The 22763-nt window shown below is 54.4% G+C and carries 15 protein-coding genes; 2 read left to right on the forward strand and 13 right to left on the reverse strand.

The genetic code is table 11. The features are described 5' to 3' along the window. Positions 1-32: 32 nt before the first annotated feature. The 5 genes from FE783_RS28095 to FE783_RS28115 form a co-directional block, all read right to left on the reverse strand. Positions 33-1667, reverse strand: a complete 1635-nt coding sequence (locus tag FE783_RS28095; protein WP_138882703.1) for an AraC family transcriptional regulator — start codon at positions 1665-1667, stop codon at positions 33-35. A 135-nt stretch (positions 1668-1802) separates the two neighbouring features. Beyond that, positions 1803-2381, reverse strand: a complete 579-nt coding sequence (locus FE783_RS28100) for a nitroreductase family protein (protein WP_138882704.1) — start codon at positions 2379-2381, stop codon at positions 1803-1805. 82 nt (positions 2382-2463) lie between these two features. Further along, positions 2464-3507 carry a FecCD family ABC transporter permease gene (locus FE783_RS28105; RefSeq protein WP_138882750.1) on the reverse strand — a complete coding sequence of 348 codons (1044 nt, stop codon included), beginning with the start codon at positions 3505-3507 and terminating at the stop codon, positions 2464-2466. Between the two features lie 8 nt (positions 3508-3515). Then, on the reverse strand, positions 3516-4526 hold the full coding sequence (locus FE783_RS28110) for a FecCD family ABC transporter permease (protein ID WP_202916278.1): 1011 nt from the start codon (positions 4524-4526) through the stop codon (positions 3516-3518). 75 nt (positions 4527-4601) lie between these two features. Next, positions 4602-5618: an ABC transporter substrate-binding protein gene (locus FE783_RS28115; protein WP_138882705.1), complete on the reverse strand. Its 1017-nt coding sequence runs from the start codon at positions 5616-5618 to the stop codon at positions 4602-4604. Positions 5619-5907: 289 nt separating this feature from the next. Between FE783_RS28115 and FE783_RS28120 the strand changes: the two genes are divergently transcribed. After that, entirely contained in the window at positions 5908-8187 is a 2280-nt protein-coding gene (locus tag FE783_RS28120; RefSeq protein ID WP_138882706.1) for a helix-turn-helix domain-containing protein, read from the forward strand. 545 nt (positions 8188-8732) lie between these two features. Here FE783_RS28120 and FE783_RS28125 read toward each other — a convergent pair. The 7 genes from FE783_RS28125 to FE783_RS28155 all read right to left on the reverse strand — a co-directional run bounded on the left by FE783_RS28125 (position 8733) and on the right by FE783_RS28155 (position 18695). Then, the gene (locus tag FE783_RS28125) at positions 8733-9605 is read right to left on the reverse strand and encodes a carbohydrate ABC transporter permease (protein ID WP_138882752.1); all 873 of its coding nucleotides are present in this window, start codon (positions 9603-9605) and stop codon (positions 8733-8735) included. Positions 9606-9624: 19 nt separating this feature from the next. Next, positions 9625-10590: an ABC transporter permease gene (locus FE783_RS28130; protein ID WP_238403286.1), complete on the reverse strand. Its 966-nt coding sequence runs from the start codon at positions 10588-10590 to the stop codon at positions 9625-9627. A 25-nt stretch (positions 10591-10615) separates the two neighbouring features. After that, a complete protein-coding gene (locus FE783_RS28135; protein WP_138882707.1) occupies positions 10616-12262 on the reverse strand; it encodes an extracellular solute-binding protein in 1647 nt (548 codons plus the stop codon). Between the two features lie 629 nt (positions 12263-12891). Then, on the reverse strand, positions 12892-14841 hold the full coding sequence (locus FE783_RS28140) for an alpha/beta hydrolase family protein (protein ID WP_238403287.1): 1950 nt from the start codon (positions 14839-14841) through the stop codon (positions 12892-12894). 148 nt (positions 14842-14989) lie between these two features. Further along, complete coding sequence (locus tag FE783_RS28145; RefSeq protein WP_138882709.1) at positions 14990-16018, reverse strand: LacI family DNA-binding transcriptional regulator; 1029 nt, start codon at positions 16016-16018, stop codon at positions 14990-14992. Between the two features lie 84 nt (positions 16019-16102). Then, entirely contained in the window at positions 16103-17188 is a 1086-nt protein-coding gene (locus FE783_RS28150) for a Gfo/Idh/MocA family protein (protein WP_138882710.1), read from the reverse strand. A gap of 550 nt (positions 17189-17738) precedes the next feature. Continuing rightward, a complete protein-coding gene (locus tag FE783_RS28155; protein WP_138882754.1) occupies positions 17739-18695 on the reverse strand; it encodes a 3'-5' exoribonuclease YhaM family protein in 957 nt (318 codons plus the stop codon). Between the two features lie 158 nt (positions 18696-18853). Between FE783_RS28155 and FE783_RS28160 the strand changes: the two genes are divergently transcribed. Next, positions 18854-20206 (forward strand): PD-(D/E)XK nuclease family protein, encoded by a 1353-nt coding sequence (locus FE783_RS28160; protein WP_138882711.1) that lies wholly within the window; start codon positions 18854-18856, stop codon positions 20204-20206. A gap of 74 nt (positions 20207-20280) precedes the next feature. Here FE783_RS28160 and FE783_RS28165 read toward each other — a convergent pair whose 3' ends face one another. Further along, positions 20281-22731, reverse strand: coding sequence for an S-layer homology domain-containing protein (locus FE783_RS28165; RefSeq protein WP_138882712.1), 2451 nt, complete (start codon positions 22729-22731; stop codon positions 20281-20283). Between the last annotated feature and the right edge of the window lie 32 nt (positions 22732-22763).

Below are 22763 nucleotides of genomic sequence, written 5' to 3' on the forward strand. Positions count from 1 at the left end.
ACGGATTATGGAATAAAAATAGAAATGCGCGTTTAAGTAATTGAGAAGCGCCGGGCGCTGCTCTCGGTGCGGGCGGCCCGCCCCATGGCCTCACCGGCGGTTGTGCCGGGACTGCCCGTCCCCCGCAGCAGCTCGTCGATAATTTGCCGCTGTCCGAGCGGCGACCAGCTTTTGCGTATCCAGTTCGATACCGGACGAAACTGCATACCGCCACGAAAGGCGTCTTGCTGCTGACTGGCAAACAGCGGAACATCACGGTCCGGCTTCTCGATCGGGTGAATATACATATAATCCGTATCGAAGGGCGGCATCCGGCGCAGATCGAATTCGCGATACTGCGAGTCCGAAGGCACCCCGCTGCCCGGCTTTAGGCCAAGCTCGGCGTACAGCAGCACGTTCATCGGATGGTCGGTTGTCCCCTGCACCCTGATTTTTCGGCTGTACAGACGCATAAAGGAAAAGGTTTTGCCGGCTTCGGGAGAACTCAACAGCAGACGCGCATCACGGATTTCCTGCTCGACCTGTCGGAAATTTTGCTCCGCTTCCTTCTCCCGTCCGGCAAGCTCGGCTATTCTCCGGTGATTGTCGCGCCAGTCGGACGTAAAAGGCAATACGACGATTGGGGCAATCTGCTTCAGCTCCTCGTAATACGGCTGATGCCGGCAATCGGTCACGATCAGATCCGGCCGCGCCTGGCGGATTCGCTGCATTTGAAGCTGGACCAGCCTGCCGTGCCTGTCGCCGCCTTGTCCGTTATAGGGCAGTCCGTTCATGACGGCCGCCGGCTGCACGCCCAGGGAGCGCAAGCAATCCCCGAAGCCGAAGCAGGTGGCCACGGCGATTCGAAGCTGCCTTCTCTGCACGTAGCTTGCGGGAGAAAGGCCGACCGTCCTTTTGAACAGCCGGCTAAAATAATACTCGCTGCCGAACCCGACCGATTCAGATACTTCCTTGATCGGGCGCTTCTGCGCAAGCAGCGGCTTGGCGCAGTCGATGCGGATTTGATTCAAGTACTCTATCGGCGAGACGCCTCTTTGCCGCTTGAAGCTTCTGGAGTAGGAGGTTTGGGTTAAGCCAGCTATGACCGACAGCGTGTCCAGCTTTATTTTCTCATGGAAGTGATCGTGCATGTAAGCGATACTGCGGTCGATCCCCCCGCGTTCCCGCTCCGGCTCCCGTTGCCCGGACGAGTCGGCTGCAACAAGCTGCAGCAGCGACTGGAACTGAAGCTGCACGCTTAATGCCTGCCCGGGATTCGATCGGCTGCCACGATAAATCTGCTCCAGTCGCTCCACCATCGGCCGGATCGATCGGCTGCGCAGCCGCCCCGGCGGCAGCAAAGTTCCGGACGCCTCGGACGGCGTGCAGGTCCAATACCCCCGCGGCTTTCCGACCTCTACGCTTCTAAGCACGAGAACATAATATTCGATTTGACCCGATTCGGGCATAAGGTCCACCGTATCCGAGCGTCGCAGAAACAAAGCCAGCTCCGGCTTGAGCGGGACGATATCGTCGCCGAGACGGAGCAGGCCGTCCCCCTGCACGATCAGAAGCAGCATATCGCCGGGGACCGTCAGGCGGAACAATGTCTTTTTCGGGCGGTACGTACGTTTATGAATAGAGGACAGCAGCAAGAGAGGATAGCGGGAACCGGCGCTGCGCGGCACGAAGCTTCACCTTCCTGATCCGGGAATGGGGGTTAAGCCGGCACGGTCCTGGCGGACGTCCCGGCTGTTCCTTATAAATAGTAATGATTATCATTATCATCAATATAGCAAAAATCCAATCCATTTGGAAGAGTCCTATCGGAAGATCGTCAGCAGCTCCTCGGCCGGCATCCGCGGACGGGCTTGGGGAATCGCGAGCGGGTAACCGACATGCAGCACCCCGGCGATTTTCTCTCCGGGCCGCACACCGACCGCCTCGCGGAATGTCGGGTCATAGCCGTAATGATTCGTTTTCCACACGACGCCGAGCCCCCGCTCCCATGCGGCCAGCTGGAAATTTTGAATCATGCTGCATACGGCGGCATAATCCTCGTCCCAAATTTTTTGGCGGGGATCCTCCTTCATAATGACGATCAGGTGAGCCGGGACGGACTCCAAATATTCTTTCTTCCGTTCGCCATACTTCCCCCGTTCCTCCGAGGAATAAGTCCGGACCATCGCCTCCGCGAACGTCCGCCTCGCCTCGCCGTGAAACAGGATAAACCGCCAAGGCTGTCGATGCCCGTGATTCGGAGCCCATACGGCCACATTTAACAACTCCAGAAGCAGCGATTCGGGGACGGGATCGGCCAGAAATTGCCTGACCGTCCTTCTCTCCCTGATCAAGTCTGCTATCGGCGTCTCACCTTTCGCTTGCGCTTGCAACGATTTCATACTCTCTCTCCCTCTCCTTCTCCGTATCGCTTCCGGTATTCTTCTCGCCTGTATCCATCCTCGCTCCGCCCGTTCCTCCGGGTTACGCCGAGTTCCGCTTCGCATACAGCAAATAAATGAAAAACGGCGCGCCGACGGCTGCGGTAAATACGCCTACCGGAACATCGAGCGGTAGAAAAAACGTCCTTCCCGCCAAGTCCGCGATCAGCATCACGATCCCGCCCAGCAGCGCCGAGACGGGAAGCAGCCGGGCAAATTCCGATCCGACCAGCCTGCGCGCCATATGCGGGGCGAGCAGCCCGATAAAGCCGATCCCGCCCGCTACCGACACGGCGGCCGCGGCCAGAGCGACGCTCATGAGCAGCAGCAGCAGCCGGTTCCGTTCCACCGCGCTTCCCGCGCTGACCGCGGTTTCATCGCCAAGCTGACCGATATTGACATGGCGGGAGAACAAGAAGGCAATCGGCAGCACGACCAGCGTCCAGGGGACGATCGTCAGTACATTTTCCCAATTCGTCGCATAAATCGACCCTGTCAGCCACATATAGGCTAATCCGGCGTCGTTCCTCGGGTTGAAAATAATCATCATCGTCGTAGCCGCCGAGGTCAAGGAGGATAGTCCGATTCCGATCAGCACGAGCCGCACGGGCGAAATCCCTTTTTTCCAAGCCAACGCGTACAGCAGTACCGCGGCGGCCGCGCCGCCGATCATGGCGAAGAAGGGCAGCAAGCGGATGCTGACCGTTCCGGATAAATAGGTCAGAAACAGGACGGCCGTCACGGACGCGCCGCCGGTAACGCCGATAATGTCCGGGGAGGCAAGCGGATTGCGCATAATCCCCTGAAGCAAGGCACCGGACCCGGCTAATGCGGCTCCGACCAGCATCGCGATCGCAATCCTCGGCAATCGCAGCTGCTGGAGCACCATCACGTGCTCGTCGACTCCCGCCCCGAAGACGGCGCGCAGCACATTCGGCGGAGAAATGTACATTTCCCCCAGGCCGGCGCTAACCACGGCGGCGATCGCGCAGACCGCAAGCAAAACGAACAACAGCAGCACCGTCTTCCCGTGTACCAGAAAAGAAACGCGTTGCCCTCCCGAACGGTAGGGAATATAGCCCTTCATGAAGTGCTTCATGACTTGACGATCCCCCTTCGGGCAATGTGCATGAAGAAGGGCGCGCCGATCAGTGCGGTCATGACCCCTACGGGCACCTCTTCCGGAATCATGATAAAGCGCGCCGCCAAATCGGCGGAGACGAGCAGCAACGCCCCGAGCACCGCGCAATAAGGGACGACCCAGCGATGATCGGGCCCGCACATGAATCGTGCGATATGGGGGATGACGACGCCGATAAATCCGATCGGTCCCGCGACGGCAACCGCGCCGCCGGCGAGAACAAGAATGATGAGCCCGGCTCCGGCCTTGAGCCATGCCGTCTTCTGCCCCAAGCCTTTGGCCGTGTCTTCCCCCATCGTCAGGACGTTCAAGTCGCGGGCAATGAACCAGGCGGCGGCCCAGCATAGCAGCATGTACGGCAAGAACACGATCAGCGCATCCGGCTCGCGCCCGGCGATCGTGCCGGTCAGCCAAAACAGCACCGTACCGAGCCCTTGCTTATTCAGCACCAGAATGCCTTGGGTAAAAGACGAGAACAGCGCCGCCATGGCCGCTCCGGCCAGCACCAGCTTCATCGGCGTCAAGCCGTCCCGGCCGAGAGAGCCGAGCATATAGACGATGACCGACCCCAAAGCGGCTCCCGCAAAAGCGAACCACATTAGCACCTGCATCGACGACACCGAGAACAGGATCGCCGCAAGAACGACCAGGAAGCTCGCCCCCGCATTGACGCCCAGCACGCTTGGCGAGGCCAGCGGATTGCGGGTCAGCGTCTGCATCAAAGCCCCCGCAATCGCCAGGCTCGCTCCGACAGCGGCGGCTATAAACGCTCTCGGCATCCGGGTCGTGCGCACGATCACTTGCTCCATGACGGCATCGTCATAATGGAAAGCCGCATTCCAAGCGACAGACCAGTTGTAATGAACCGCCCCGGCCAGCACGCTGGCGATCATGCCGCCCAGCAGCAGCAAGCCGCCGGCCGCAAAACCTGCCGCTTTCCAGCCGTTTTTGTTTCCTGCTGTCATTGGCCCGAATCTCCTCGCGATGCGCGGACGAACGGTCTTTGCCGCTCATTCGTCCGACCGTTTATCTACAACGGCTCATTTCTTTCCGATATATTTATACAGATCGTCGAGCAGCGACTGCGCAGCCAACGCTCCCGCGCTCAAATTCCACGTGACCACATCGACGGGATAATAGCGGCCTGCTTTGACCCCTTTCAAACTTTTCCATAACGGATGCGACGTCCAGGATGTATGCGCTTGTCTCCTGCCCTCATCCCCCTCGACGAAACGGGTTATATCGAAGATGTAATCCCCGTCCAACTGCGCCATCTGCTCCTTCGAGGTCAAATTGACGACCGTCTTGCCTTCCACCTGCTGGGCTTTCGGCCGGGTCAGGCCGAGCTCCTGGAATATCGTTCCGGCGAAGCCGGTCACATAGAAGCGGGCGCTGCCGTCGCTTTCGAACCGGACGATCGAGATTTCCGTCGTCCCCAAGCTGCTGCCGACCTGCTGCTTGAACTCCGCAACCCGCTTATCCCACTGCTTCAAAATTTGCTCCGCTTCCTTCTCCTTATACAAGGCAGCGGCGCCCAGCGTCAGGTTTTCCTTCCAATCGAACACGTTTTCGAGCATCAGCGTCGGAGCGATGCCGGATAGCTGCGGATACAGCTTCTCATGGCGCGATTTGGCGCCGATAATGAGGTCCGGCTTCAGAGCGATGATCGCCTCCACATTGGGCTGGGTTTCCTCGCCCAAATTTTTGACCCCGGTCATTTTGTCGCGCAGAAAGTTATACCACGGCTTCTCCTCCCAAGACTCCACCGCTCCGACCGGCTTGACGCCGAGCGCGACCGCATTGTCCACCATGCCGTTAAAAAGGATGACCACCCGCTCCGGCTGCTTCTTCAAGGTGACGCTTCCCATCGCATGCTTAATTGTCTTGTCCTGGCCGGAGCCGGTATCTCCGCCGGACTGCTCCGGCTTCGCCCTGCTCCCGCCGGCTTCGGGCTTCGCGCCGGCACCCTGTCCGCCCGCTCCCCCGGAATTCCCGCTCCCGCACGCGGCAACCGCAAGCGTAAGCATGAGCACGACCACTAACCGCAAAGCTTTCATGTCTTGTCCTCCCCTTGTACAGCAAAGCAATATCGACTGCCTCCGCCCGGGAAGCAAACTATTCCTTTATGCATTTGCCGACCTTTCATTGATATTGATAATTATTATCAGTTATAGAATAGGCGCTGCCTTCGTTGTTGTAAATGTCGCATTTTATCCGTTTTTCCTACTTATTTTGTCATGGGCATTCTCTTTGGATGGCGCGGAAGCATACAGGGAACGAATAGCAGTACCGAAACGGACAAATATATAGTAAAATAAAGAAATACAGACATGAGGGGGCAATCCGATGAGGATTAATCGATTTCTAAAGCTGAAATGGAATTCCTTGTTCGTCAAGCTCCTGATATCGTTCATCGCGATGATCCTGTTTCTTCTGTCGTTTAACTTCCTTTCCCTGACCTTCTTCAAAACGAATATTCAGCAGGAAATTATCCGGTACAATACGCTTGGATTGGACAAAACGGTAGACGGCTACGAGAAGCATTTCAGCCTCATCCAGAACGATCTGCTGCTCATGAGCTTCAACGAGACGCTGAACGCGATAGCGAAATCCGAGACCGCTTACGACTACGGAGCCGTCGCGTCGGTGCTGAAGCAGATCCAGACGATGACGAACAATACGTTCCTGTATATGAATAATTTGCTAATCTATATGCCGAACCATTCCTATGCGATCGAGAAAAACGGCACAAGCAGCGCCGCCGATCTGTTCGTTCGCAATTTTGCCAGTCCCGCCTACAGCAAGACGTTCTGGACGGAGCAGTTGAAGGAAAAGTACGCCTTCCGCGTATTTCCCGCCGACCGTTTCCGCAAAATCGACAGTATCGGCCCGGAAAACGATCTCGGGCTTCTGTTTCCGATCGCCTCCAAACGCGGCACCGACAACAATCCGTTTCTGCTGATCGCGCTGATCGACGGCGAGAAGATGTTCGAGCGGTTTCACTTTTCCATCAACGACAGCTTCCTCATCTTGGACGAAGCGGGGACGCGGTTGTTCTCCAAGGGTGACGCTGTCCAGGCGGACGGTTCGATGTATCCCGAGCGCGAAGGGCATACGATCCGGGACGGACAATATTATTTTTATAAAAAAGGGCCGTATACCGGTTTTACTTACGTAAACGTCATCCCCCATGCCTATATCGCTTCCCAGGTGTCGAGACTGAACGCCTTGCTGCTCTCGATTATGGCGGCGGCCGTCCTGACGGGCATCGCGATTTCGGTCATCTTGAGCTACAAATTCAACAATCCGATCCAGCAAATGATCGAAGGGATGAAGCGGTCGGGCAATCCTCCCGTCATCCGGAGCGGCATCGACGAATGGAATTGGATCAACGAGAAAATGGCCGACATGGCGCAGACGAACCGCGAGATGAGCTCCGACCTGACGCGCAAAACGAGCCTGCTGAAGCAGTACGGCTACCTTCGCGGTGCCAAATCGCTGTACCCGATGAACGCCATACGCGAATTGATCGAGACGGATAAGCCGTATTACTTGCTCGTGTTCCAGATGGCGTTTACGAGAAACTACCGCGAGCTGACGGAGGAAACGCAGGAAAAGGCGAGCTATTTCATCCAAGAATTTATCAACCTGAACATTGCGGAGCATTTTACCGATGCGGTTACGCTGCAGACGGAGAAAAACCAGATTTTGACGCTCGTGTTCGGCGAATCGCATCCCGACAAGCTGCTTGACGTCCTGGCCAAGCTGAAGCAAGTGTTCGACCGCGATAAAGCTTATTGCCAGTTAACAGTAGCGGTCCATCCCGAGCCGCTGCAAGCGCCGGGGCTCGCCGCTGGATACGAGAAGTGCCGCCGCATGCTGCTCGCGCGCAGCATGACCGACGACATGCAGATCGTAACCGAGCATACGCCGTACGAGGAAGATCCGTTCCTGTTCCTTCCTTCCGCTCAAGAGCGTGAATTGGCGGCCCAACTGCAAGCCGGAGAAGCCGAGAGGGCAGCCGCTATCGTCGGGCGCCTCCTGCGGCAGATGGAGCATAAGGAGATGAACGCGCATCAGTTCACGCTGTTCGGTAAAGAGATCGCCTCCCAGCTTATTAAAGCGCTGCTCGGGCACCATCTCGATGTCGGCGCTCTGATGGAAAGCCACTCCCCTTACGCTCAGATTCAGGAATGCCGTAACGTCGGGGAGCTGGAGCGGGTATTGACGGATTGCATCGAGGAAACGTGCCGGTTGATCCGGGAAAAGAAAGAACGCTACGATCCGGTCAAGGAGTTCGTACTCGACTACATCGAGAAGCATTACAACGAGGACATTTCCCTGGAAATGGCGGCAGAGCAGCTTCAGCGATCGCGCAGCTACTTGTCCACCTATCTGAAAGAAAAAACGGGCATGACGTTCACCGATTATTTGCACGATCTGCGCATCCGCCGGGCCAAGGAAATGCTTGGGGAGAAAGACATGCGCATCAACGAAATTTCCGAGAAGATCGGCTACCAGAACGTCAATTCGTTCATCCGCATGTTCAAAAAAATATGCGGCGTCACGCCGGGCGAGTACCGCCGTCTCCTGATCCAGGAAGGGGACGACGCGCCGGAAACGTGAGTGAAGCAACTCCCCGGGAGTGAAGGTATCCGGGCGATCGTTATGTTTGTTAAATGGAAAATATGTATGTAAAAGCGGCGTCAAAGGCCGCTCTCGCCGTTTTAAATGGAAAAGGTGCAGCTATTTCTACGTCAAGACGGCGATTCGTCCCGATCTGCGAGAATTAGCTGGACTTTTTCCAGCTATTACAAGTACACACGTCGTTTTCCCGAAAATAACTGTATCTTTGAGACTGTCGATTAACTCGTGAGTAAAGGAGTGGAAAGTGAAAAGGATACCTTCTGGCGAGTTTTGGATTTAAGAGCTTTCGACAGAAAGCTAGCTTCGTAAGCTTCACTATTCCAACCGCTAAATCTTTGATAAATCAAGGACTTTAAAACAAGCTGTCTGAGTAAAAGAAGGTATCTTTTCACTTGGAACGGCGTGCTTTCGCTTCGCTTTCAGTTAATCGACAGTCTCCCTTTTTCCAGTTTGAGGAAGGTTATTGGCTTTTCCCGAACAATAATGAAAAGCCGCACGGAACTGTGCGGCCTTCCCCATTTCACCTACTCCTTCAACGAGCCGATCATGACGCCTTGGACGAAATATTTTTGCAGGAACGGATAGATGCAGACGATGGGCAGCGTAGTAATGACGATCATCGTATATTTCAGCTGCATCGAGAACAGCATCCTCTCCAGCGCCTCCCTCATGTCCTGCATCGTCGGGTCCTGGTTCTGGATCAAAATTTTCATCAAATACAAGGAAACCGGCTGCAGCTTCACATTGGAAACATACAGCATCGCGTTAAAGTAGTTGTTCCAATGCCCGACGGCGTAGAACAGCGTGAGCACGGCCAGCACCGCTTTGGACAGCGGCAGTACGATACGGAACAGGATGCCGATATCGTTCGCCCCGTCCATTCGGGCCGATTCGAACAAGCTCTCCGGAATGTTCTGGAAAAACGTGCGCGCGATGATGATGTTGAACGCGCTGACCGCTCCGGGCAGGAGCAGCGCCCATCTCGTATCGTACAGCCCCAGCTCGTTGATCAAGATAAAGCTCGGGATCAGTCCCCCGCTGAAAAACATTGTCACCACGATGCCGACCATAATCGCTTTGCGACCGGAGAATGTACGCCGGGACAGCGGGTACGCGGCGAGAAACGTCATGACGACATTGATCGCGGTACCGACGACGGTGTAGAACAGCGTATTTCCGTAAGCGATCCAAATTTCCCCGTTCTCGAACACCTTCTTGTACGTATCGAGGGAAAAGCCTTTTGGGAACAGCCAGACCGAGTTGTTCATGACGTGAATCGGGTCGCTGATCGACATGCTGAGCACATACACGAACGGGTACAGCGTAATGAGGAGGGCGACGGCCAGAATCGCGCAAATGAACCCGTACGATATCCGATCTCCCCAAGTTCTCGACATATTCACGGTATCAGCCCTCCTACCATAACGAAGATTGGGATAGTCTGCGCGACAGCGCATTGACGCCGATGAGCAACACCAAATTGATCACGTTGTTGAACAGTCCTACCGCCGTCGCGAAGCTGTAATCCTGATTCAGCACCCCTCGCCGGTACACGAACGTCGAGATGACGTCCGCCGTCTCATACGTGAGCGGATTGGACAGCAGCAGCACCTTCTCCACCCCGACATCCATCAGGTGCCCCATCTGCATAATGAACATGATGACGATGGTCGGAATTAGACTAGGTATCGTAATATGCCACATTCGGGTCCACCGTCCGGCTCCGTCCATCTCCGCCGCTTCGTACAACTGCGGATCGATGCCGGCGATGGCGGCAAGGTAAATGATCGAACCCCACCCGAACCCTTGCCAGATGCCGGAGCCGACGAATATCGTCCGGAACCAGCCGGGCTCGGCCATGAAGTTGATCGGCTCCATGCCGAGCAGCACTAGCGCTTGGTTGACGATGCCTTCCCGGAGCCCCGTGAAGCTGACGACCATCCCCGCGATGACGACGATCGAGATGAAGTGGGGCAAATAACTTACCGTCTGCACGAGCCGTTTGTACAGCTTATGCCTCACCTCGTTCAGCAGCAGAGCGAATAGAACGGGGGCCGGGAACCCCCACAGCAGCGAATAAAAGCTGAGCAGCAGCGTATTTTTCAACAGCCGCCAAAAGTAAGGAGCCGTGAAAAACTCCTCGAAATAACGGAACCCGACCCACGAGCTGCCCAAAATGCCCTTCAGCGGCTGAAACTTCTTGAACGCGATAATGATGCCGTACATCGGTACATAATGAAACACCACGTAGTAAATCAATACCGGCAGGATGAGCAAATACAAATATTTGTCGCGCTCTACCGTTTTCCACAATCGTTGCGACCAGCTCTTCTTGCGGGGGAGAAGAGCCGTTTGTTCTATATAGTCCGCTTCCGTGCGCACGGTCCTTCGCCTCCCGTTCCGAATGTCACTTCTTGTACCGGTCGTATTGCTTCTGTTTCACTTGCAGTACTTTGTCGATGCCCAGCGCTTTAACCTGGTTCGTGAATTTGTCCCAATCGATCGGCTCCACGCCGGTGACGAATTTGGCGATCGTCGAATCGACATAGGTCGTAATTTCCGACTGGTAGCGGGCGAGCGTCTCGGACTCTTCGACGGACGGAAGCGAATACGGGTTCGACTCGATCAAGTACGATTCGACCTTCTTGGCCTGCTCCGCGCTTTTCGGGTCCAATGCCATAATTTCCTTGACCAGCGAAGACAGCGGCCCTTCGGTTGCACGAATCCAAGGCATCGTCGGCGAAGCCCCGAGCGAACGGAGCGCCGTGTTGATGTCCAGCCCTTCCGGATTTTTGTACGCGAATTCCGTAAGCTTCGGCTGACCATTAACCATCGTATAGCTTTTTCCTTCGATACCGAACGTGACGAACCGGTTACCTTCCTCGCTTGCGTAAATGTAATCGAGGAATTTAATCGCCGCTTCTTTGTTTTTGGCGTCCTTACTAATGCCGTACCAGCCGCTGATCGGGCCGTATTTCTCGTAGAAGCCTTTATCGCCGTCCGCTGCGGGCGGTACGGTCAGGTTCCAGACCACCGATTGCTCGCCCGCTTTCTTCATAGCCGACTCGAAGCTAGGTTTGCCGTTCAGAAACCGGTTCGTTACGCCCGCCTCGCTGCGGGTAATGTTGGCACGGGTCGCATCCGACGTCTTGGTCATAAATTCGGGGTCGATCAAGCCGTCCTTGTACAGCTTATTCAGCCAGACGACCAGCTCTTTCGCTTCCGGCTTCAGCCATTCGAATTGCACCTTGCCGCTCTTGTCCGGGTAATAGCCGGAGCTGTAGAACAGATGCAAGCCTTTCGCGCTGCCGAATATGGTGAGCCCTCTCAGCTTCAGATCGGGAACGAACGGAATTTCGTCCGGCTTGCCGTTGCCGTTCGGATCTTTTTCTTTGAACGCTTTCAAAACGGTGTACCATTCGTCGAGCGTCTTCGGTTCCTTCAGCCCGAGCTTATCCAGCCAGTCTTGACGGATCAGGATGCCGTACGGGTCGGAGAAGGCGACACCGGAAGTGACCGAGGATATCGCATACAGCTTGCCGTCGGGCGAGCGCATCTTCTTGTCGATTTCCGGATTGTCCTTTAGAAATTTGCTGATGTTGGGCGCGTATTTATGGATCAGATCGTCGAGCGGAATGATCAGCCCGTCGTCGGCCGTCTTTACCGGATCGGCGGTAGGCAGCGTAATGATGTCGGGCAAATCTTTGCCGGCGGCCAGCTTCACGTTCATGACGTCGTTGTATTGGTCGTTGGGCGTTACGATCCAATTGATTTTGATGCCGGTTCTTTTCTCGATTTCCTGCCAGACCGGAAACCCTTTCGTATAGCTATAAGGAGAGGGAAAATCGCGAGCGGCGATGCTCAGCGTAACGCTGCCGTCCTTCACGATCGGGAGCGTATAGCCCTCGGCTGGAGCGTTATTGTTCGGCGCTGCCGCCTTGCCGTCATTTGCGGCGTTTTTCCCGTCGCCTTTGTCCGAGCCGCACCCCGCTAACGCTACCGTCGCTGCCAATACGGCGGATATGGCCGTGTAACCCCTTTTCTTGTTTAACATAAAACTGTGGCCTCCTCTTCGAAATGTGATTAGCGGCGACACCGCTATGCGAGGCCGATCGCCATCGGATCGCCTGACCGAACTGCCGCTTGGCTAAAACTATATCGAAAAAATACGGTCCGAACTATCGCCCATTTGTATAAACGTCGACCGGATCGCCATAAATGGAATATCGGCATATTAAAAAACAATCGGAATATGGTCGCCGGACAACAATTCTGGGCTAAAAGTCAAATACGAATGCGCCTGTAGTGTTCCCGGCGCTCGGTGCGGTCATCCTTTCTGCCGGTATAGCCTGATAGAGGAGTGTTCACGCCGGGTGTTCGGATGGATCGGGCAGCCCCTATCGTATTACCGCCAGCTACACGAAAGTATGGGCTTCTTCGGAATAGCGAACCGAATTTTACTATTAGTGAACTTAAGTTCGGTGTTTGCGGAATTAGGTTCACTAATTACGTCAGAACGCCTCAGAGCGGGAAATTAGCGCAACGAAGTTTACTATTTAGCAAATTTGGTTTACTATGACAAGATTCTCCGAGTAGCGGATTTTGACAGCCCGGCAAGTCCCCTATCGACAAAAAGCCCGCTCAGCTAATAAAGCTGAAACGGGCTTCCCGACTTGCTGCGATTCAAATCTCTCCAAGATCGAAATATTGCAATATGCCGGGCATGACAACGCTCATCACGTCGTCCTCCTCATAATTTTCGGATTTCACCCAATCCGAAATGCTGACCAACGGGCTGTCCGACGAAACCCGTCCGACCCTCTCATCCAATGCTGCGGCAAGCCGCACAATGAGCTCCTGCCGACCTGCCGCGTGGAAATCGACCGTGACCGCTTCGCTCCCGGGCTGGTCGACCTGTCCGATCATATCGATGCACCGGATCACATCGTAAGCGCGCAGCGCGGCCATGCTGTCGCCAAGCCATATCAGATCGTCCGTCAGCTTATGGATCACTCCGAAGAACGGGTGAAGCGGCTTGCCGTATATCGCGTAAGGTTCATGCGGCCCTACGCCCGAGCAGTTCAGTACAAGCACGTCCCGCCCTTTGTCGCACGTTTCCCGAATCCATGACCAGCGATCGGCCAGCTTGGTCGTCCCTCCGAGCCAGACGCCGACCGTTACGGGTCTTCTCTCGTCATCCGTGACTCCCTCGCTGCGGAACATATAGCCGCTGTTCATGATGCCGGTCTGGGACCACCATAGCCGGTATTCCGCCTGCAGCCCATCCGTCGCCCCGACCGATATACGGCGCACGTTTAAATCGCATGGTTTGCGCGGGGTTACTACCTTCTCCCGAAGCCAAGCCAGCGCCTCGCCTTTCTTATCCTCCGTTCCCCTTCCGTCCCGGGAACGCTTCAGTTGCGTGCATCTCGCCGCGATTTCGTCTTGAACGGTTTTCGCGCCGGGCAAGCTTAGTACGACTTGTCCATGGCTCGTGCAGAGCAGCTGCTCGACGGGCAGCGGGGACAGCGGAGCTTGATCTGCGGCGACCGGGTCCGTCCGAACGGATAAATGCTCGCGAAAAAATTCGGCGGCAGCACGGGCCAATTTATCCGTATATCGGTGCGTCGACGCATCCTCCTCCATCCGCATCAGCCCGCCTTTGCCATGCATGTCCCAGAAACGGCCGCACCGTGCGACCGTACGACGCGTCGCTTCGATCGGGAAGAAGTCGTATTGCACCGCCAGCACGAGCAATGGCTTAGGCGTGAACGACAGCAGCAAGTCTTCGTGATCGAAACCGACCGCGGTCAAACCGGCCCATATCTGCTCGGCGTCCTGCACGCCGCCTGCATGCATATATTGCTGACGGTTCATAATAAAGGTAGCCGGAGCGGCGGCCGCGAGTCTGTCGTCGCACACCATCATCATCGACGTCTGCGTACCGCCACCGGAATTGCCGGTAACGGCTATGCGCGCCGGGTCCACTTCCGGACGCTCGCACAAATAGTCGACCGCACGCATCGCATCGTGAATGAAGTAGCGCGCCACGCTTTCGCCGAGCAAATGGCATTTCACGCCGAAATGCTGATGCTCTCGCGTTCCCCAGATTACATTCGAGCTATCGTGCTCCGGACCACTGAAGCTCAGCCGTTCTCCTTGCCCGATCGGATCGATCGCCAGGACGATCATGCCCGCTTGGACGAAACGCAAACATACTTCATGGTAATAAACGCTGTGCTTCGCCTCGTATTCATGTCCGCTTAAAAATAACACCGCGGCGGAACGCTCCTCCCGCCGATACGGCAAATAAAAGTTCGAAGTTACGTAATGGCCGGGTCGCGATTCGAATATGACGTTTTCGACGGTGTACCCGGAGCCTTTCGATATATGCGTCGTCCTTGCGTTCAACGGTGCGTCCGTCGAAGGCAGCCCGCCGATCGCGTTCAGGAACGCTTTCTTCATCTCGATCTGTCGAGCCTGGAGCTGCTCCAAGTACGCAACTCGATCGCGCGCCCGATCTCCTTCCTCGAATGCTTGATCCGCCCGGTCGAAAATATGACGCTTCAACTGATCGCGCGTATCGTACAAGGTGCAGCAGTAACGTTCAAGCTCGGATATTCGGGACATCATGACCGGCTCCTTTGTTTAGTAATCGATTTCTATAATAGCATGCTCCCCGCTTGCTTGACCAGAGTTTTGATTTCTAATTCGAAAATGCAAAAAACAGCCTGCTCGGGCACCCGGCCGGGCAGACTGTTTTCCTTGCCACATTGGATAGCTATTGCCCCCGTCCGTAGCCGCAGCTTTCCCGAACGACCAGCTGCATCGGAAACATAATTTTCCGTTGCGGAGAACGGACGTCCGGATGTTCGATTTGTTCGAGCAATACGTCCGCCGCCGCATTCGCCATATCCTCGATCGGCTGCTTCACGGTAGTCAAGGCGGGCCGGTAATACCCGGCTGCCGTAATATCGTCAAATCCGACAACGGCTATATCCTCGGGTACCCGCAATCCGTGCTCTTCGAGCGCCTTGATCGCTCCGATCGCGATTAAATCGTTGGCGCAAAACAGCGCGCTGAACTCGGATCGTTCCGACACGAGCCTGCAAGTCCGCTCGTAGCCGTATTGGCTGAAATAATGCAGCGTATGCTCCCGTTCGCTCACGATCAGCGATTCATCGATCTGGAGCCGGTTCAGCATGAACGCGTTTCGGTATCCCAATTCTCTCTCGAAGCCAACGCCGGCCCCGCCCAAATAAGCAATTTTATGGTGCCCCAGCCGAATCAAATGCTCGACCGCTTCCATAGAACTGCTCAAATGATCTCCGCCTATAAAGATGACGTTATTCGTAACGTGAGCGAGGGAAACGAGCGCGATGTTCTGGCTTTGCAGCATTCCGATATAGGCTTGATCGCTTTCACTGAACGGTTTGGGCCAGGCGCCGATGATGATGCCTTCAACCTTTCTTTCCATGAACGTATCGAGAAAGGACAAGTCGTTATGGTCATCGAAATTAAATGTGCTTATTAGCAGCGAATACCCGCGCTTGATCAGCCTTCTCTGCATCATTTCCGCCATCTGCGCCCAATATTCGTTGGACAGCAGCGGAACGACGAGGCCGATCGTCTTCGTTTTTTTGCTGATCATCGTCCGGGCCGCCTGGTCCGGAACATATTTTAACTTTTCGATCGCCCGTACGATTTTCTCTCTCGTTTCTTTCTTGACCCGGTCTTTTCCGTTAATAACCCGCGATACCGTGGCGATGGATACGTCGGCTTCCCGTGCTACATCTTTGATGGTATACATCGTCTACTCTCCATATAAACGTTTACACCTACTTTTGCACAAAAATCCGGGTATGTCAAACACGCCTTGCGGCCGGCGAACGGATTATTTCTGGACCGCATCCACGATCATTTTAAATAGAGCCAAGTCCTGTTTATAGTCTTCCGGTGTCGTTTTAGGGACAAGGTTTTGCGTAATGACGTCGTAGAAATGACGCATCTCGAGCGTATAAGGGTCCGTATAGGTCGGCCGGATGACGGATTCCGTGTAGGTTTCGCCCGCTGTTTCGGAGATGAGCAGCTTGGTCGGCAAGTGGCGGATATAAGGCGTGTCGTATTGGACCTTCACGGATTTGGTTCTGGAGTATACTTCCACATGTGCATCGAACCGCCCTTGGGCGTCGGTCCCCGTCTCGAACGTAACGGAAAACTTGTCGTAGTCGAGGATCGCATTCAGGAACAGGCTGCCCGGATGAACCGTCAGCTTCGCTCCTACGACCCCCTTGGGCATTCCGATCGCTTCCCGCATGGCCGACAAATCATGACTGGACAGTCCTGTCAAGAACCGATACAGGTTAAAATAAGGAGAGCCGGGTTCGAGTCCGGTCGCTTCTTGACCGAGTCTGAGCGATCGCTCTCTTCGATCCTGCTTCAGCTCCTCCGGTATATCCGCAAACGAAACGACATGACTCGTCTGTCCAATAAAAAAGCGGTTCGGTCCGATAATATCCCTTACTCTCGCGTACGTAATCCGCTCAAATCCGCCGATATGGTTCACCGCTTCGACGAATGACGCGGCATAGCGCCTCATATAGCCTACCATCACTTTAACGCCGTTCCGCTTCTGCGCTTCTATGATGGCGTCCGCTTCGGCCTCAGTAAGGCACATCGGCTTCTCGATGAGCACGTGCTTGCGATGGTCTGCGGCCGCTATCGCGCATTCGGCGTGGTACTCGTCGCTATTCAGTACAAGCACCACGTCCACATCGGGCTGCTTGACGAGCTCGGAAGCTTCCGTGTACCGGTTCTCAATCCCGTACCGATCCCCTATGTATTGTACAAGCTGCGGGGAAATGTCGCAGATGGCCGTAATTTTGAACCGATCCGGCATCGCCTCCAGAACGGGAATGTGAACTACCTGCGCCACCTCGCCAAGACCGATCATGCCGACGTTCAATACCGGTTTCTCCATTCTCAATCTCCCTTTCGTATGCTCTCGCGCCCTTCCCAGCGGAGAAACGATTCATTTTTTTGACGGTTTTGTAATAACGTTTACACAAATATGTATAAAAAAATTTGTGTTAGTAATGACAATTACAAGTATATATGAGTTGAACTAATGATTAGCTGTCGTTCCATTCCGAAAGGGATTACCTAGTGTGAATTTACGTATCTTCGTAAAATCACACTTGCAGCTTCAGACAGGTTGTTTTGAGTTTCTTGATTTGTATGGGCCTTCGGATTGTAGAAACTCCAGGCTCACGAAGCAAGCTTTCTGAAGAAAGCTCTCAAAGCCAAAACTCGCTTACAAGGTAATTCCTCCATTGCACTTGGCTCTCTCATGGAAGTTATTAGTTCAACATATATACAAACAAATCATATTTAGTGTAAACGTTTATACAAACATAAGACTATATTGCTACCATCGACATGTCAATAACTTTTATGCAGGACCGGCCTCTTTCATGTACAAAAAAAGTCCGCTCGCGCTTTGGGCGAAGCAGACTTGTTTGAATATAGGATTAAAAAGAAGTCCGATAAACCGCTTGATTCTCCAAGCCTCTAATAGCGGGAGTCCACCTCTCGGATTCGGGAGTAGAGTCCAGGGCATCCTCCACCATTTGAAGCTTGGCGTCGAGGGAATCGATATGATGAAGCGCTACGGCCTCCGCCGTCTGCGGTTGAACGGGGCTCCCCCACTCTCCCAAATTATGATGGGACAAGACGAGATGCTGCAGGGCGAGCACGCGTTCCGAGTCCAAATCGATATGATGGGCGATCGCCGCCTCTGTAATCCAGTTCGACGCCATGCTGATATGTCCGAGCAGCTTCCCCTTGACGCTGTACTCGCTGACGATGCCGAGCTGCGCCACCATCTCCTCCGGTTTCGCGATATCATGCAGAATAATGCCGGCTTTGATCAAATCGGGGTTCAGAAAGGCGCGCTGCCTGCAAATAAAATCGCCGATCTCGAGCATTCTTACGATATGATAAGCGAGCCCCGCGCAATAAGCATGGTGATGGGTTTTGGCTGCCGGATAGTGCAGCAATTTCTCCTCCACCTTGGAGACGCAATGCTGAACGATCGTTTTGATCTCCTCGTCGGTTATCGCCTCCATCGCCTGCTTGATCGTGTATACGAGATCGACAGGCCGGATCGGCGCCGAGCGGATGAAGTCCGTTAAAGAGATTCCATCCCGTTCGGTCGCTTTGCGGATTTTCATAATTTTGACTTGCTGCTTTTCCCGGTACATCTGAACGATCCCACGCACCTTGACAAGCCCCATCGGGAAAAAGGTTTCTTTATCCGTTGGCGAAACATCCCAGTACTTCGCCGGCAGCTGCCCGCTCGAATCGCATAACACGATGTCGAAATAGTCTTTCGCCGGCGTTGAATTGGTTTGTTTGAGCTCCAGTTCCTTCAGCAAATAAAATCCGGTAAACTCCTCTTGGTTATTCAGCGTTTTGATTAACGACATCCGCTCTCCCACCTTGTTCATGAAGCTTTTCTCTTATTTTAGCAAAAATTGATGACTATTGTTGTCAGCGAACATATGTTCGCATCTATTCATCTATTTGCCTATTAGTTCAAAAGTCCCGGAATATGGTATATAATCATACGGGATTATAGCAAACTATGAATAGGACAGAGGTGAACGCCTTGGAACGTAACGACATTTTGCCGCTGCTGACCAAATTTATTATTAACAACGACTCGCTCGAGAAGCTCCAGTTCCATTTGCAGTCTTTCAACCCGCTTAAAGTGCTGAAAATGAACCACTACGAAATCCGGCATTCGAATATTTTGGGTTGGCTTCTCGATCCGGGCGAAAACCACAACCTCGGCGATGCGCCGCTGAAGAAGTTCATCATTGAGGTACTCTCCCATGAGATGAATAGCGATAAAGCGGTCGAACAGAAAACGAACTCCCTTGCGCTGACGGAAGCCGACGTATTTCTCCGGCACTTGATGGACGCGGAAGTTTACCGGGAGTGGAATAAACAGAAGCATCCCACAAACAAAAAATATTTTATAGATCTTGTCGTCGTCTCGCGGCATCATAAATTCGCGATGATCATCGAGAACAAAGTGCACGCCGGGGAAGGAAAGGATCAATTAAACCTATATTATGAAATGATCAGCCGGTACTACCCGGATTATACGATTTTACCGGTATTCTTGACCCTGTTCCCGGATACGCCGCCGAGCGACGACCGGTATTTCTCGTACAGCCATTTGGACTGGTATCTCTTGATGAGCCGGTACTTGCCGCTGCAGCAGCACAATATGAACAACCAAGTATACGAATTCATCGGATATTATTTGGAGTTGTTAAAAGATTTGACTTTGCCGGAAGCGAAGCATATCGAGCTGTGCCGGGATATTTACAAGGAACATAAAAGCGCGATTGAACAAATATTGCTTCTGGATCAAGTCGAGGCGCCTGCCGACACGACTTCCCGGACCGTCTATGAAATTGTACATAAATATAAAGCGGTATCGAAATATATTAAAGATTTTGGCGAAGTAGACATGTTCGATTCGGCGATGCAGCAATTTATCGGCCAACACCCGAATTTGGCCTACTGCGGGAATATCGGCAAATCCTCCTTCTGGTTTTATCCGAAAGCGTACGAGGAAATTCCGAATTTCAGGCAGCTGACCCACGAACGTTGGACTTATTGCCCGTATCCGGTTCCTTATATATTCGGCAAAGATAAAAATAATGCTATGTACCTTAAAGTGGAGGTCGGACATTGCAAGGACTCTTACAGCGACGAACGGTTGAACTTTATTCTCCATGCCGAAACGAAGCTCGGGATCTCGACGCGCAGAAAGCCGAAAATCAATCAAATCAAAAAAGAATCCGTACCGGTCGACTGGAGCAGCGAGAGCAGCATTTTGAACCGAATGAATCAATTGTATGAGGAAAAGTTCGGCGACTTCCATCCAAAGCTTCTGGATTGCGTCGCCACCTTCAACTGGTAAATCGGCTTGCACAAAACAAAAACGGCGGTCCCCTTCACAATAAAGGGACTGCCGTTTTGTAGCCTATACGCCGATCATTTCGCCGTAGCCGGTGCGGACGGCGATGGCGATGCCGACGCCGGCGGATTGTACGTAACGTTCACGGTTACGACGTTCGACGTTTTGCCGGCCTTGTTGATCGCTTTGATCTCGAAGCTGTTCAACCCCGGGACGAGCGTAACCGACTTGGCGAAAGCGCGGTCCTGAACGTACTGGCCGTTCATGTACAGCTTCGGGGCCGGATCGTTCGGATCTTTCGCGTCCGCGCTGATCATGAGCAGCTGCGAGCTTGTCGTCTGCGGCAGCGTGCCGACGGTTACGGTCGGGCCCGGCGCGGTGTACGTAACGGTCTTCGTCAGCTCCGACGTCTTGCCATAAGCGTTCGTCGATTTGAAGACGATGACGTTCTCGCCTTCCTTCAGCGTCATACTGCCGTTGTAGTCGCCGGAACCGACGTACTGGTTGTTTACGTACAGCTTCGGATACATGTCGTTCGGGTCCGTTGCTTTGACTACGTAATACAGCGTATTGGACGTTACCGCTTGAGGGATATTGTCCGCCTTGATCGTCGGGGGCGGCGGAACGAACATCACTTTACGCTCGGCGACCGTGCTTTTGCCCGATGCATTCGTCGCTTTGAAGGTTAACGTATTCATTCCCTCGTTCAGCGTGACCGTGCGGGTAAAGGCGGATACCGCCTCGTAGCTGCCGTTCAAGTACAGCATCGGGGAGCGGTCGACGGCATCGGCGGCCGAAGCTTTGACTGTAATCGTCTTGGTTGGGCTCGTTTCCGGAATCGGGTCGATATTCAGATTCGGAGGAATGATCACGTAAGTGATTTTCTTCGTCACCGTACTCGTTTTCCCCAAATTGTTCGTCGCTTTGATCGTAACCGTATTGTCCCCTTCCGCGAGTGTAACGTCCGTACTGAATGTTTTCCGGCTCACAAACCGGTCGTTAACATACAAGGACGGCTCGGGGTCGTTCGTATCGGTTGCGCTGCCTTTCAGCGTCACTCTGCTCTGGAGCGATGTTTCGTTGAATGGATCGAGCGTAATGGTCGGCGGCAGTATGACGTAATTGACTTTCTTCGTAATCGTCGTCGTCTTACCCAAGCTGTTCTTCGCCACGAAAAGAAGCGTGTTGTCGCCCTCCTTCAAGGTGACGTTCACGGCGAAATCCAGCGACTCGATCGGCTGACCGTTTACCGAGAGCTTAGGCTGCTTGTCGTTCAAATCGTCCGCTTTGCCGGTCACCTTCAGCGTCTTCGCATGAACCGTCTCCGGTATGTCGCCGAGCGACAACTCCGGCGGCTTGACCGTGAAGGTCACGTTGCGCTGAATGAAGGTCGTCTTGTCGTACTTGTTGACGGCCGTAACCGCAATGGGGTTATCTCCTTCGGCGAGCGTCAGCTCCTTGCTCCATGCCCCGTTCGACGACAGCTTTACTTCCTGGTCGTTCACCCGGATCACCGGTGCGGCGTCGTTGATGTCGGATACTTGGCCGGTCACGACGACCTTCTGCTTATCGGTCGATTGCGGCGCTTCCACCGTCAGCTTCGGACCCGGCATCGCAAAGGTTACATGCTTCAAGACGGCTTTATACCGTCCGTTAGGCTTGATCGCCCGAAACTCGAAATCGTAGCTTCCTTCGCCGTTCGTCAACTCGATCTGCCGGCTGAACGTGTCGTTATGCGAGATATCAGTTCCGTTCAAAGTCAGCTTCGTCTCCTTGCCTACCGAGCCCGACACTTGAATTATGGGCGTCTCCGCACTGGACGGCGCGCTTACGGTCAGCTCGATCTCCTTCATCTTCGGCATATCGGGAGACTGCAGCAGTCTGTACAGCAGCGTGGCCGCCGCACCGCGGTCCAAGCCGCTATCCGGCTTGAACGTTCCGTCCGGATAGCCTTCGATCAGACGGTTCTGCAGCGCCGCGGCCACATATACGTCCAGCCCCGGAGAAATATCGTCATAATCGGTCAGTCTGGCCTCGATGACGCTTCTCGCATCAATGCCTTCGATTTGCAGCTTCATCCCTTTCACGAGAGCGACCGCAACGTCTTCCCGGGTCACGACCGCGCCCGGATCGAAGAACGGCTTGCCTATCGGCAACACGTAGCCTTCCAAATAGAGCTTGACCGTCTCGACGTAAGGGAACGACCACGAATCGGGGGCCACGTCCGAGAATGTCGCCTCCGATACCGGCTCAAGCGGCTGGTCCAAGGCGAGCGTCAGCAGCTTGGCGAACTGCTCCCTCGTCAGCGAATCGCCTGGGCGGAACGTCCCGTCGTCATAGCCGTCGATAATGCCTTTGCCGATCATGTCCTGGACAGCCTGATGCGCCCAATGGTCGGCCGATACGTCGCCGAACGTTTTATCGCCGGAATCGGCGGCCGCCGCGGCGCCCGCCCATCCGACGATCGCGGCTGCGCCCACCAGCATCGACAACAGGGCGAGGCTCGCTAGTCTTTTCACGTCGAGCACTGATATTCCTCCCGTGTTTGCAACAAAGTAGA

It is taken from the genome of Paenibacillus mesophilus (genome assembly GCF_005938385.1).
Classification (GTDB): domain Bacteria; phylum Bacillota; class Bacilli; order Paenibacillales; family NBRC-103111; genus Paenibacillus_AB; species Paenibacillus_AB mesophilus.